At 60.7% G+C, this 12,031-nt stretch carries 12 protein-coding genes and 3 pseudogenes; 6 read left to right on the top strand and 9 right to left on the bottom strand.

All coding sequences use genetic code 11. From position 1 onward, the window contains the following. The first annotated feature begins 73 nt into the window (after positions 1-73). Positions 74-352, top strand: a complete 279-nt coding sequence (locus SB822_RS51195) for a recombinase family protein (protein WP_410858372.1) — start codon at positions 74-76, stop codon at positions 350-352. Between the two features lie 264 nt (positions 353-616). On the opposite strand, the gene SB822_RS51190 is transcribed toward SB822_RS51195, so the two are convergent. Then, positions 617-1,084 carry a transposase gene (locus SB822_RS51190; protein ID WP_410858371.1) on the bottom strand — a complete coding sequence of 156 codons (468 nt, stop codon included), beginning with the start codon at positions 1,082-1,084 and terminating at the stop codon, positions 617-619. Positions 1,085-1,179: 95 nt separating this feature from the next. Beyond that, a complete protein-coding gene (locus SB822_RS51185; protein ID WP_410858374.1) occupies positions 1,180-1,383 on the bottom strand; it encodes a hypothetical protein in 204 nt (67 codons plus the stop codon). A 186-nt stretch (positions 1,384-1,569) separates the two neighbouring features. Between SB822_RS51185 and SB822_RS51180 the strand changes: the two are divergent. Next, positions 1,570-1,665 (top strand): annotated as a pseudogene (locus SB822_RS51180) (IS110 family transposase); the annotation flags it as partial. A 379-nt stretch (positions 1,666-2,044) separates the two neighbouring features. Here the strand turns inward: SB822_RS51180 and phaP are convergent. The 3 genes from phaP to SB822_RS51165 all read right to left on the bottom strand — a co-directional run bounded on the left by phaP (position 2,045) and on the right by SB822_RS51165 (position 5,069). Continuing rightward, the gene (gene phaP / locus SB822_RS51175) at positions 2,045-2,602 is read right to left on the bottom strand and encodes a TIGR01841 family phasin (RefSeq protein WP_410858370.1); all 558 of its coding nucleotides are present in this window, start codon (positions 2,600-2,602) and stop codon (positions 2,045-2,047) included. A gap of 1,214 nt (positions 2,603-3,816) precedes the next feature. After that, complete coding sequence (gene phaZ / locus SB822_RS51170; protein WP_410858369.1) at positions 3,817-4,659, bottom strand: polyhydroxyalkanoate depolymerase; 843 nt, start codon at positions 4,657-4,659, stop codon at positions 3,817-3,819. Continuing rightward, a complete protein-coding gene (locus SB822_RS51165; protein ID WP_410858368.1) occupies positions 4,650-5,069 on the bottom strand; it encodes a hypothetical protein in 420 nt (139 codons plus the stop codon). The genes phaZ and SB822_RS51165 overlap by 10 nt, the downstream gene beginning before the upstream one ends. 398 nt (positions 5,070-5,467) lie before the next feature. Between SB822_RS51165 and SB822_RS51160 the strand changes: the two genes are divergently transcribed. Then, positions 5,468-7,264: a PHA/PHB synthase family protein gene (locus SB822_RS51160; protein ID WP_410858367.1), complete on the top strand. Its 1,797-nt coding sequence runs from the start codon at positions 5,468-5,470 to the stop codon at positions 7,262-7,264. A 343-nt stretch (positions 7,265-7,607) separates the two neighbouring features. On the opposite strand, the gene SB822_RS51155 is transcribed toward SB822_RS51160, so the two are convergent. From SB822_RS51155 to SB822_RS51145, 3 genes and pseudogenes are all read right to left on the bottom strand, one after another. After that, positions 7,608-7,829: a dodecin family protein gene (locus SB822_RS51155; RefSeq protein ID WP_131244622.1), complete on the bottom strand. Its 222-nt coding sequence runs from the start codon at positions 7,827-7,829 to the stop codon at positions 7,608-7,610. 213 nt (positions 7,830-8,042) lie between these two features. Further along, positions 8,043-8,299 (bottom strand): annotated as a pseudogene (locus tag SB822_RS51150) (transcriptional regulator); the annotation flags it as partial. A gap of 159 nt (positions 8,300-8,458) precedes the next feature. Next, a complete protein-coding gene (locus SB822_RS51145; protein WP_410858366.1) occupies positions 8,459-8,686 on the bottom strand; it encodes an HU family DNA-binding protein in 228 nt (75 codons plus the stop codon). A 267-nt stretch (positions 8,687-8,953) separates the two neighbouring features. Between SB822_RS51145 and SB822_RS51140 the strand changes: the two genes are divergently transcribed. The 3 genes and pseudogenes from SB822_RS51140 (at position 8,954) to SB822_RS51130 (ending at position 10,481) form a co-directional block, all read left to right on the top strand. Next, the gene (locus SB822_RS51140; protein WP_410858365.1) at positions 8,954-9,256 is read left to right on the top strand and encodes a hypothetical protein; all 303 of its coding nucleotides are present in this window, start codon (positions 8,954-8,956) and stop codon (positions 9,254-9,256) included. Positions 9,257-9,339: 83 nt separating this feature from the next. Further along, a pseudogene (locus tag SB822_RS51135) lies at positions 9,340-9,603 on the top strand (HU family DNA-binding protein); the annotation flags it as partial. Between the two features lie 158 nt (positions 9,604-9,761). Next, positions 9,762-10,481: a hypothetical protein gene (locus tag SB822_RS51130; protein ID WP_410858364.1), complete on the top strand. Its 720-nt coding sequence runs from the start codon at positions 9,762-9,764 to the stop codon at positions 10,479-10,481. 1,313 nt (positions 10,482-11,794) lie between these two features. Here SB822_RS51130 and SB822_RS51125 read toward each other — a convergent pair. Further along, positions 11,795-11,968, bottom strand: coding sequence for a hypothetical protein (locus tag SB822_RS51125; protein ID WP_410858363.1), 174 nt, complete (start codon positions 11,966-11,968; stop codon positions 11,795-11,797). Positions 11,969-12,031 lie beyond the last annotated feature (63 nt).

Genomic DNA, 12,031 nt, shown 5'->3' with positions numbered 1-12,031 from the left:
TGACAATGGCGGAATTGGAAGCGCTTGGAGTGGCCTTCGTGGTACCTGGCCAGATTGACATGAGCACACCAAAGTGGATCGGATGCAGGCGCAATTGCTCTCGGCGGTCGCGGAATTCGAAAGGGAGCTCATTCGGGAACGTGTCCGCTCGGGCCTGGCCAATGCGCGCGCCAGGGGCACGCGCCTCGGCCGGCCCAACGCGACACCGCGTCTGGTGAACAAGGGCTTGTCCCTGATCAGGCAGGGAATCACCTACCAACAGGCAGCCGAGCAATCGGGGGGAGCATTTCCACGCTTCTGCGCGCCCGCAGGAAAGGCAAGGCCGCCTGACAGTCGAAAAGTCGGTCGGTGACGCCAGCCCCCGGAATGGCGCGCTCTGCTGGAAGCAGCGTTGGACAATCTGCACGAGGCGTTGATGGGCTTTGCAGTCCAGAACGACGCGCTCTTTTAGCTGTTGCTGGTCGCTCCTGCGGCCGTTGCCTACTTTTTCGCATATTTAATCGTCCGCTACCGTGTGCGGCCTGCCCGTGCCTTCATGCACGGGCGCACGGCTGTGTCTACTGGACTCTTCGCGTTGTTCCTTACGGCCAGTGACCAGTATGCATTGCCGCGTGTTCTACGCGCACTCTCGTTCGACACGATGTGCGCCGCCATTCCGTTCATAATGCTGGTCCTTGGCGCGTGCTGGGGTGTATTCGTGGCAAGCGTCATGGGGTGGTGGCGTACGGATGCGCGCGTGCTTGTTGGCGACGGCCACCAGCGTTCGATACCAACCCACGCGTGCCTGGAGCTGAACGATCCAGCGCGAGAGCCGGTCGGTTCGTCGATGGGCGCTCGTGACGGCCGAGCGCGCGCCTTGGAACAGCAGCGTGCGCAGATACGTGTTGCCCTGTTTGGTGATGCGGCCCAGCCGGGTCTTGCCGCCGCTGCTCGCTTGTTTGGGCATCGTGCCGAGCCAGGCGGCAAATTGGCGTCCGTTCTTGAACAGGTGAGCGTCGCCGACGGTGGCCACCGCGGCCGACGCGGTGAGCGGCCCGATGCGGATGACCGCCATGACGCGCTGCGCGTTGCTGTCGTGCTTCACGTGCGTGGCGACTTGCGCGTCGCACCAGGCGATTTGCTGGTCGAGGGCCTGCAGGTGCTCCCAGCCTCGCAGCAGCGCAGTGCGCGCGACACCGTTCAGTTCAGTGGCCCGTCCTCCAGTGCCTCGACGAAGTGGGCACGAAATGCGTCGATGCCTTGCGGCAGGAACACGCCGAACTCCACCAGCTCACCGCGCAGCCGGTTGACGAGCGCGGTACGCTCCTCAACGAAACCGTCCCGCATCCGGTGCAGCACCAGCACGTTTTGCTGGTCCGTCGTTTTGACGGCCACGAAGCGCATATGCGGTCGGCCCGCGGCCTCGCAGATGGCCTCGGCATCCAGCCTGTCGTTCTTCACGTGCTTGCCGCCCTTGCGGTATGGCGCGGCGAACTGCGGCGCGATCATCCAGGTACACGGCGTGGACAGCATGGAACGCGTGGTGGTCAGGAAAGCAATCTCGCGGCAGAAGAGTTTCTCGAATGGTTTGCCAACCTCAAGCCATGCCTGGTCGCAATGGAAGCTTGCAGCGCAGCCCACTACTGGGCACGCAAGCTGCGCGCGCTCGGCCACGAGGTTCGCCTGAAGTCATGGACAAGATTACTCGTATCGGCGTGGATCTGGCCAAGAACATCATTCCCCTTCTCAGATGGGTTGCCCAGCACCAATCATCCTGGCATATCGCTATGCCACGAGATCGGGAAAGTCCTTCTAATTCGGTTGCCCTCTGACCCGCGCAACGAGCGGTCGTATAAACCGCTATGCGCCAACTCAAGCTTAAAGTGATAAGTATGGGCCTCTCGTATTTCCAAATGTGCGCCGGAACGAACGACCCAGCGCACGAGAGCTGGGCTCGTCCGGTAGCGGCCACGTCGCAGTGTGGCCGGGCCGCATTAGGTCGCCACGTCGTGCGACCACGCGTGTTCAACGTTCCTTCAAATTATTGCTTCGCTGCCTTCACCGCCTATGCCCCTTTCTCAACTGCCTGGTCAGCCGCTTCGGTCACCACCGATGCGGCTTTCGTTGCGGCTTCCACGTTACTTTGCGCGACTGCGACGGCCTGCTTCGTAGCCTTCTGCACGGCTTCCTGAGCGGTGTTGGCCAGCGTGATAGCTTGCTTCATAAATGCGATTGCGGCTTCGGAGCCGACCGGGGTGTTTTGCGCGAGACTCTCGACGAACGATTGAACCTGGCGGCTGGCCTCCTGGTATCGGGCATTGACGACCTCTGCCAGCTGCGTTTGCGTGGTCGTCGCAATCTCGGCAACCTGCCGTTCGTACGTCAGGACCTTGTCCGCCGAAGGCAGCGTCAGCGCGTCTTGCAAATCACCAACTTCCTGTTTGTCCTTTTTCGCTATCCCGTCTTGCACGCGTTGATACCAATCGGCGAACGCCGTCTTCGCCGTCTCAAGATTCAGTCTGACGAGCTTTTCCTCGCCTTCCAGCATTGTGCCCGCCAGGCCGAAGAAGAAGTCGAGATTAGCTCGCTGGGTTGTAGCAGCTTGTCCCTGAAAATCAGCCATGTTCGCCTCCTGAAGATGTATGCCCAACGCCCAGCATGTTCGGCAACGGTGACCAATTGATGAAGCGCGTCGTATCGAAGCTCCCGTGTCGGCTTCATTTTCGACACTCGCTCCACAGGCGTATGGGTCTCAGCCGCGATTGCCCGTACTACATCCGCCGCGCTGGGCTGCGGAAGGGTGCTGGTGTGGGCATCGACAGGTGCTGGCGTTGCCAAACGACGAAGATTCCATTACAGGACGGCAGCGGTCGGGGTACCAATTGAATCGACCTATCTGAAGCATCCTTGAAGTGTCTTTTTTCTCTCGCCGCCACCCAATGAATGCGTCTACGCCCCTTATTGCGATAGCGCTTTCGCCCGGCGACCATCATCACGATGGTGACGAGGGTCGTGGAACAGCACTTCGCTCGTTTCCACGCAACCCGATATTTCGCCAGTGAAACTTCCCGGGGCTGCCGGCGACAAAAAGCGGGTGATGCCAAACAGGCCCGAAGTCGTGTCACATCTTCGCAGCTTGAAGTAATTACTAACGTTTGGTCTGGATGAGTTACACGGAGCATTGCACGCCATGAATCGCCGTCTGAATCCTGATGTACATCTGCAAGGCAAATGCAATATGCGGAGTACCTTTTTGATTTGTCTGTTTATATGATCTACATATCGAAGGCAATGCATGCTCTCGCCGTGCCGGTGCGGAGGCCGTGGAAGCCATGATGGGCGGGGGCATAGGACGATTTATACGAACGGCGCAGCGGCGCGCCCCTATTCTAGGGCGTTTACAGGCCAGAATTCTCTTTCCAGGCGTGGCCGCTTATAACCTGAAATTGCGAAATATTTATTACATCGCATGCCAGTCGCTTATTTTCAGATTTTTGACCAGCGAAAAGACTCAATAACCATTGATGTCTCCCGCTGTCGCGATGGACCAGGAGATGTCGGCAAAACCATATCGGATCACTACACTTCATCATGTCCGGTTCCGCCACTGCGGCACGGGACTGCTCCGAGATGCATCAATAGGTAGTCCTTGATATGCTGTTTGCATGCCGCGCAAAGTGGGTTCGGCGCTGAAGAGACAATCCGTGAGGCACCGCCGCTCTGACCTCGCTTTGGAGTACGCCGGTCCTCGGCGTCCCCCACAAATCACCACCGCCGCCACAGCCGCGCGAAAGCGCCCGGCGATGTACCCTTGCCACATAGCATGGACCTGCCCCGCTATCGAGCAGCGTCCGCGTGGTTCCGGATCAGATCGTGGATGGCGGGATAGGCTTCGGTCCGCCAGTGCTGCCCCGAGAAAAGATCGTAATGCCCGCAGTCTCGCAACGTCAGTTGCCGCCTGTAACGCGCGGCCATGCCCCGACACAGGTCGTGCGCGGCATGCGTCTGGCCACGGCCGGAGATGTCGTCTGTTTCTCCTTCGATGGTGAGCAGCGCGGTCCCGTGGATGTCCTGCGGGCGCACCAGCTGATCCCCGACTCGCCAACGTCCACGGGCGAGGCGGAATTCCTGGAACACGGTCTGTATGGTATCCAGATAGAACTCGGCCGGTATGTCGAGCACGGCGTTATACACATCGCAATCGCGCTGATGCGCCCGCGCACTGTCGACGTCGCCGCGAAGCAGATCGACGTAATAGTCCCAGTGGCGACCCACGAGGCGGTCCGGGTGCGCCGCGACAAGGCCGGCATGCTGCAGAAAGCCCGGATACACCTTGCGCCCGGCGCCGGGGTATTGCTCCGGTACCGGGTGGATCAGGTTGTGCTGAAACCATGCAAGCGGGTGGCACGTCGCCAGACGGTCGATCGCGGTGGGGCTTCGTCGCGCGTCGATCGGGCCGCCCATCAGAATCAGGCTTTTAGGGGGCGACTCACCGGCGCTCGCCAGCAGCGAGACGGTCGCCAGCGCGGGTATGGTTGCCTGGCATACGGCAAGCACGTGCAGATCGTGCGCGCCGATATGACGGATAAACGCCCGCAATTGCAGCACATCGTCATCGAGGTGGAACGGCCCTTCGGCCGCCGGCACGCGGCGCGCATCGTTCCAGTCGGTCAGGTACACGTCATGATCCAGCAAAAGCGATTCGACGACTTCATGCAGCAGGACCGCTGATGACCTGCGAGCGGTGCACAAACCAGCACGACCGGCCTCTCACGCGGCCCGGTGGTGGCGCAGTTCCCCACCGTGTCGTGGAAGAAATGACGAAGACGACAGAATGGCCCTTCAAGCGCGACCTCTTCGATGACCGGAATGACGCGGCCGTCGAGATTAACAGAGGTCACGCCGAAGGCTGGCTTTGGGTACGCTTTCGCAAACGTCCATAGCAGTCCGCTGGCGGCAGCCATGCATTGTGCACCCGGGAAATGGGCGAGCGCGCTGTCGGGGCCGACCAGTGCGTTCGTGACTTCCGCAGCGCAGGCCGCCCACGGTGCCAGCAGCGCGCGCTGATATTCGACGATCTGGTAAAGCATAGGGATCCCGGCAAGAACGTCAGGGCATCGCGAGTGTCATTGGTTTCGTTGCGGTCAGGGGTGATGAAGTTCCGCGCTTGCCCCGGCGCGATGCAATGGGTTGTTATGTGGCTCGTGGCCGGGACGCGGCAGTCGCTGGATGTGCCACGAGTCCGCGCGAAAGCCCGGCTTGCCAACTTCAAATATAGGTTGAGCGAGCTTGCCCGCAAGAGCTCAACAGCAATCCGGATGCGCCCGCGAACGCGCGTTCGTCTGTTGCTTTCACGCCGGTGCCAAATGGTGTGCACCACTACTTGCTTGGCATATTAATTGCGTCGCTAGTTCATTGAGGGCCGCGACAGGCACCGCGGCGATGGCTCGTTGACCAATCAATACCCGTAGCACCACTGGAGTGACTGATGGCCGACATCGCGATAAGACCAGGACCTTCTGAAGCCTCCTGGCCGCCGGAGACCCCGGCAGACCCGGACGGCGAGACGCGACAGCCGGAAACTCTTTCTGAGGTGCTTACGCAGCTCGACCGGACCGTGTTTGCCGCGCTTGCCCAGGCTGCGGGCGGTGGCTCGCCCGCCTCGCTGTCGCTGGCATGGTTCGACTGGGCGCTGCATCTGGCGTGCTCACCAGGCAAGCACGATGCGCTCGCGACCCGCCTTCTGACGGACTGGCACAGCTTCCTGACCGGCGCGCAGATGAGCAACGGGCATGGCGGCGACCCGCGCTTCGACGATGCGCAGTGGGACCATTGGCCGTTCAAGGTGCTGCGCGACACGTTTGCCCAGTTTGAATCGTTCTGGCACGAAGCCACCACTGGCGTGCCCGGGGTTTCTCCGCACCACGAGCAGGTGGTGAGTTTCGCCGCGCACCAATGCACCGACATGCTGTCACCGGCGAACTGCTGGTGGCTCAATCCGGTGGTGCTGCGTGCAGCCGCAGAAACTGGCGGTCGTAATTTCCTTGATGGTGCGCGCAACTGGCTGGAAGACCAGGAGGATCTGCTGTCGAAGTCCGGACCTTCCTCAAGGCGTGGGCACATTCCCGGCGGTGGCGTCGGACGGGACGTTGCGATCACTCCGGGCAAGGTCGTGTACCGCAACCGTATCATCGAGCTGATCCAGTATCAGCCGCAGACCTCAACGGTCTGGCGTGAGCCGGTATTGATCGTTCCTTCGTGGATACTGAAGTACTACATTCTCGATCTTTCGCCGCACAACTCGCTCGTTCGCTATCTTGTCGAACACGGGCACACGGTGTTCATGATTTCCTGGCGGAACCCCCGCAACGAAGCGCGGGATGTCGGCCTGAACGACTATCTCGAACGGGGCCTGTTCGAGGCACTGGCGCAGGTGCGTCGCATTACTGGCGGGACACCGGTGCATGCGGCAGGCTATTGCCTCGGCGGCACGCTACTGACGATGGGCGCCGCCGCACATGCTCGCGAAGCCCGGTCCGGGTCTTCAGTCCTGAAATCCATGACGCTATTCGCCGCGCAGACCGACTTCGGCGAGCCGGGCGAACTTGGTCTGTTCATCGACGCGGGCCAGCTCGTCTATCTGGACGCATTGATGTGGAAGCAGGGTTATCTGGATGGCGAGCAAATGGCCGCTGCGTTTCAGCTGCTGCGCTCGCGCGATCTCATCTGGTCGCGTCTGGTGCGCGAATACCTGCTTGGCATACGCACACAACCCACCGAACTGATGGCGTGGAATGCAGATGGCACACGGTTGCCATACCGGTTGCACATTGAGACGCTCAGACACCTGTACCTCCACAACGATCTGGCCGAAGGCCGTTATTGTGTGCATGGAAGACCGGTGCGGATAGCCGGGCTGCAGCTGCCGATTTTTGTCGTGGGTACCGAACGCGATCACGTATCGCCGTGGCGTTCGGTGTACAAACTCCACGCGCTGACCAATACGGAGATCGGTTTCGTGCTCACCTCGGGAGGCCACAACGCGGGTATCATTTCGGAACCCGGCCACACCGGACGCCGTTACCGCTTCGGCATCCGGCGCGATAGCGATCCGTACGTTGACCCGGACACCTGGTTGGCAACGATGCCAGCGCAATCCGGCTCATGGTGGCCGTCTTGGCAACAATGGCTTGCCGCGCGCTCCAGTAAACAGATTGCACCGCCGTCAATCGGCGCGGGTACGACACTGGATGATGCGCCCGGCAAGTATGTGCTCGAACAGTGAGCGCTCCAGTCGGTGCCACATTCATATCCCTGTGCCATGGCACAGGGTTGTCGGACTTGACCTACGGTCCCGCGGCCGGAGTTCGGGGCTCCCCCGTCGCTGCCCCTCGCGCACATGCACGAGCCAAAACCTTGGGGCAGGCGCCGGGGCGCCGACGTCGCCGTGCGCGGCGCACGACCGCTTTAATCGCAACCAGGTTCGGCTAGCCGCGCCACCTTGTGTCATCGGCAGCCTTGCATATGCTCCGGAGCAAACGATCGACGATCGTAGCCGGAGGCCGACCTTCTGACGAGGGAAAGCCTCGTCTATGCGGGCTTTCCACTCCAGTCGGCAAGTCAACCGCTCAGGCTTCGTACTTGAACGACAAGGACACTCGCGCGCGGTATTCAACGACCTTGCCGCCATCGACCTTCATGTCGAGCTTGCAGACTTCGGCGACACGCAGATCACGCAGCGCCTTGGCGGCTGTTTCCACGGCATTTTTTGCCGCCTCCTCCCAGGAAACTGCGCTCGTGCCAATGATTTCCGTGACACGATAAACTGACTCGGTCTTCTTCTTGGCCATGGTTCTCGCTCCTTCGGGTCAGGAGGCGCGAGTGTCGCACCTCGATGATTCCATCATAGGTCGGTTGCGTGTCAGGCATCTCCGGGATTCGGTGGGCGTTGGCAGTCGCCCGCACTCCACCGGTCCGCGGAGCGAAGCTGGAGCGGAACCCGCAAAGGCTGTGGGCTGACCCAGGCAGACCCTGGCGTGTCCAGTCTTGCGCGATCCTGATGCGATCGCTGGATACAGTTCGTGCCGGCGAACGACCCACTCGAGTTGGTGGATAACACTACGCATCTCCCGTGCGTTCCACAGCGCCTCCGAACAAAGGGGTGAGCATCCAGCAGCGAGCTGCGGTGCATTGCGCTCGCGCGGTGGTACGTCGAGTGTCTTGCGCGAGAGTCAGCAGCGTCTCCCGGACCCCGCTGGCGTCCGCTATCCGTGAAGCTGATCTGGCGCTACGAGACACCCGCCTCAAGCGACAGATCGAGCGACCTTTGACGACATGACCTGCTTCGCGGGTTTGCGTTCCTTATCGAGCTTATCCACGCAGTTCATCAAGTCCTTTGGAATCGACGCGTCGGCGTGGCAGGTCCGTGATGCCTCGCTGACGGTTTGCTGCAAATGAGTGCGTTCATCGGATTTCCTGATCAGCCGATGACTAGTACTAGTACGCCATAGGTACGTACGTCACCCGTCTCGCTACGCGCGTTACGCGTTCCGGTGGAAAACGAACCGAAGCCGATCAGCTGGATCGGTCTCGCCGGTCGTGACGGCGTCAGTGACCGACGCGATGACGCGTCGACTGCCTCGCTGGTTGCCGCGTTGCTCCCGCCCGTCGCAGCCGCGACCGCATCCATCAGTTTCTGCTCATTCATGACTGGTCCCTTTGAGCCTGCACCCGACCCGATCTCCCCGCCTTCGCGGGCTCGCACTGTAGCATGGACGTACCACAGGAACTGGCCATATCACGAACGACCCCGCCAGCAGGTTTGCCGATGTCGCGGACTATCTCGCCGGACACCACCGGGAACTGACCCGCCGCTAGCCGCGTGCGGTCAGGCAGCAAATACACATCCGTCCCGTTAGCCGGGACGCGACGGTACGGCTCATCAGCAATCGTCGTGGAACGATAGTCGGCGCCCATGTCAAAGGTTCTGTATGGCCGTGTCAGGATCTCCCTCACCGAAAGGAGTGCAACGATGGAAAATTCGTTTATGCATAGAGGCTGCGCGGTCTCGATGAACGCAGTCGAAAGGGAAAATGACGGCGAGCAGCCTCACGTCGATGTTGCGATGTCGATAGAGGAAGTCGCCACCGGACAGGTTCTTTTCCGCCAGAACCGACGCATCGAAGGGATGGAGACGGAACCCATGACCGTCGAGCGCGCATTGAATCACTGCGCTCGCGAGGCGCGTCAGCTCATCGACGGCAGGCGGGCGAGCTGAAGCAGAGCGGCCCGCCACGTCATCTCAAGGCGTCTACCCCGATCTCGACTACTGACGCGGCCACTGAGACGTCGATCCTCAAGATGGCTGAGCTGATCGAAATACTGTGCGATTGCGCGAGTCTGCGCAAACAGGAAGCGAAGGAGATGGTCGAGGCTTTTCTTGAAGTGATACGCGGCACGCCGGAATGCAGCGAAAAGGTGAAGCTGTCTGGCTTCGGCAACTTTCAATTGCAAGACAAATCCCAGCGTCCCGTACGGAATCCGAAAACTGGCGAAACAGCTACCATTTCGGCGTGGCGCATAGTTATGCTCCATGCAAGTCAGAAGCTAATGGCGCGGCTTGAAATCGTCCGTGAACGTCGGCCTTATGGAAAGCGTCGCATTGGCATGGAGCAGGTAGATAATGGAATGCGAGGAGCTCGCTATTCGAGTCATTTGCTTGACCGTCCTCTTGCGCGCACACTCCACATCTGTAGGGACCGCCCTCAAAACGGAGCTCGGCGATGACCAGGCCTTTTCAGCAGTGGAAAGTGTTGCCCCATGGCAAGCTCACAGAAGTCGACGAAAACGTCCTCACGGTGACCGGTGAGCTCCATATGCCGCTTACCGACCTTCCGCGACGCATGACCGTGGCGCGTTTGCACGACTCGCGACTGGTCATATTCAGCGCAATTGCGCTTGATGAGGTCGAGATGCTGGCGCTCGAGGAATACGGACAGCCCGCCTTTCTGGTGGTGCCGAACGACCATCACCGGCTAGACGCGAGAGTCTGGAAAGAGCGCTACCCGTCGATACAGGTTGTTGCGCCAGAAGGGTCCCGGGCGAAGGTGGAAGAAACGGTGCACGTCGACACGACGGACCCCGGCTTCGGCGATCCGAATGTGCAGTTCGTGACCGTTCCTGGAACGCGTGGACATGAGGCGGCGCTTGTCATACGTACTCCGAACGGTATGACACTGGTGTTGAATGATCTCGTCGGTAATATTCGCGATGAATCGGGGTTCGGCGGCTGGCTGCTGCGGATGATGGGTTTTGCCGGAGACGAGCCGCACATCCCGAAGCCAGTGAGGCTGGTCCTCATCGAGGATAAAGAGGCACTGCGCGTCCAGCTTCTGCAATGGGCATCACTTGAGTCGCTGAAGCGCATTCTCGTGTCCCACGGTTCGCCCATCGAAGATAATCCGAATCAAATCCTGCGCGCTCTGGCGAATTCATTGGGTTAACGGTCGGCGCACGACAACCCCGACGGGCGGCGACGTCACCATGCCGGAAGCGATCTGAGGCTGACGACGTGACGACGGCGCTTGACCGGCGCGGGGCGACGTAAAAAAGTGCGCTTGCGGACGCCCGGATCCAGCGAGCTTCATACGTCTACCGTTCGTGCCGCATTACGGCAATGGCACGATCCAACGATCACGGTCCGTCCGCGCACCAACGGTCGGCCGTACTTTGCGCGTCACAACCGATTTTCCTGTAGATCCTGAGGATCCCGGAAGCGGAGAAACCCTGGCGCCGCATCAACGGGCTCGACAAGGTCGCGCTATTGTTGCAAGGCATTGCGGCCGCCCGCGTCCAGAATGTCCCTCACGCGTCGCGCGTACGCCAGGATGTCCAGACGCACGCCCTTGATGTTCGCCCCTCGTGCGCGAGCCGCTTCGACAGGTCCATGACCTCGCGCGCTGCGGCCTCGGTGTCGTAGATTTCATGAGCAGGATCGCATTGTCCAGTTCCGCGAGTTGGGAGTCAAGGAAGCCGAGCCCGCACAGATAGTCGAGGACCAGACCTGCCCCAATCAGGAAGTTTCGCCTCGCGGGATGCGCCAGCGGAAGACGTGAAGCGATGAACCGGTCCTGGAACAAACATCTTGCTGACGGACCTGTACGAACTCACGCCTGCTTCAGGCGTATTTCGGCAGTGGCATGAAGTGGCGACGTTTGAGTTCTTGTCCGCAGACCATCTGCGGGCAGTTCCGCCACGGGCTTCCCTGAACGATGCCAATATGTCCTTCATGTCATGCCATCCATATGTGCACGCGCTGCCCCAAACACCGGTTCTTGCCATCCCTCCGAACACTATCCCGGCAGCGCAGCCTCAGGTGATCGGGGTTCGCCGTCATTCCAGGTAAAGCGTTCGCCGACCTCGGCAAACCGCCCTGTTAGTAGCCGTGGGTGTCTAGCTATAGGTGTCGCGTTTCTTCCCTGAAAGCCGTAGCGCAGCGGAGGTCGTCGTTAAGTGGCTGGTAATCCTGTCGGGCGCAACGGGCGACATCGTTCCAGAACTGTTCCATGAACACGTGACCCAGAAGGGCTGGAGCACCATCGCATGCGACGACGTGACGGGCGATATGGTCGAATTGCGCTGCGGGACCTCAAGACCCTGGTTCCTTACAGCGCCATACTGACCACTATCGCTGCGCAGTCCGGACATTTCACAACAGGAGAACGGCCCGCGAGGGCGAATCCGACTCGCGGGCCATCTCCCGTGCCGACGACAACTCGTGCCGGCTTAACGGGTAAAATGTGTGGTGCTACTTCACTCACTGACTCGCACCTGAGGCGCCGCCTGTTGCTGCGCCGCTCGCCGCGACGGCCGGGGCGCTCATGCCAGTATCGCTGCCCTGTGTACTGCTGTTCTCGGCGCGTTTGCAACCTGCTGCTGACAGCAATGCCATCAGTGCGGCAAGCACGATCGTTGTGACGTTGCGTTTCATGTCATGGCCCTCCATACGATGATCCACCATCTCTACAGCAACCTCCGTGCCTGAGCGGACAAC

Source organism: Paraburkholderia sp. SIMBA_054, assembly GCF_046534875.1.
Classification (GTDB): domain Bacteria; phylum Pseudomonadota; class Gammaproteobacteria; order Burkholderiales; family Burkholderiaceae; genus Paraburkholderia; species Paraburkholderia hospita.
This window is presented reverse-complemented; position numbering and strand designations above follow the sequence as displayed.

What these genes read in the sequence shown, in the direction of transcription:
- SB822_RS51185 (WP_410858374.1), bottom strand. Translation starts at nt 1,383, where the DNA reads ATGCGCTTCGTGGCCGTCAAAACGACGGACCAGCAAAACGTGCTGGTG.
- phaP (WP_410858370.1), bottom strand. Translation starts at nt 2,602, where the DNA reads ATGGCTGATTTTCAGGGACAAGCTGCTACAACCCAGCGAGCTAATCTC.
- SB822_RS51165 (WP_410858368.1), bottom strand. Translation starts at nt 5,069, where the DNA reads ATGCTTTACCAGATCGTCGAATATCAGCGCGCGCTGCTGGCACCGTGG.
- SB822_RS51160 (WP_410858367.1), top strand. Translation starts at nt 5,468, where the DNA reads ATGGCCGACATCGCGATAAGACCAGGACCTTCTGAAGCCTCCTGGCCG.
- SB822_RS51155 (WP_131244622.1), bottom strand. Translation starts at nt 7,829, where the DNA reads ATGGCCAAGAAGAAGACCGAGTCAGTTTATCGTGTCACGGAAATCATT.
- SB822_RS51145 (WP_410858366.1), bottom strand. Translation starts at nt 8,686, where the DNA reads ATGAATGAGCAGAAACTGATGGATGCGGTCGCGGCTGCGACGGGCGGG.
- SB822_RS51140 (WP_410858365.1), top strand. Translation starts at nt 8,954, where the DNA reads ATGTCAAAGGTTCTGTATGGCCGTGTCAGGATCTCCCTCACCGAAAGG.
- SB822_RS51130 (WP_410858364.1), top strand. Translation starts at nt 9,762, where the DNA reads ATGACCAGGCCTTTTCAGCAGTGGAAAGTGTTGCCCCATGGCAAGCTC.
- SB822_RS51125 (WP_410858363.1), bottom strand. Translation starts at nt 11,968, where the DNA reads ATGAAACGCAACGTCACAACGATCGTGCTTGCCGCACTGATGGCATTG.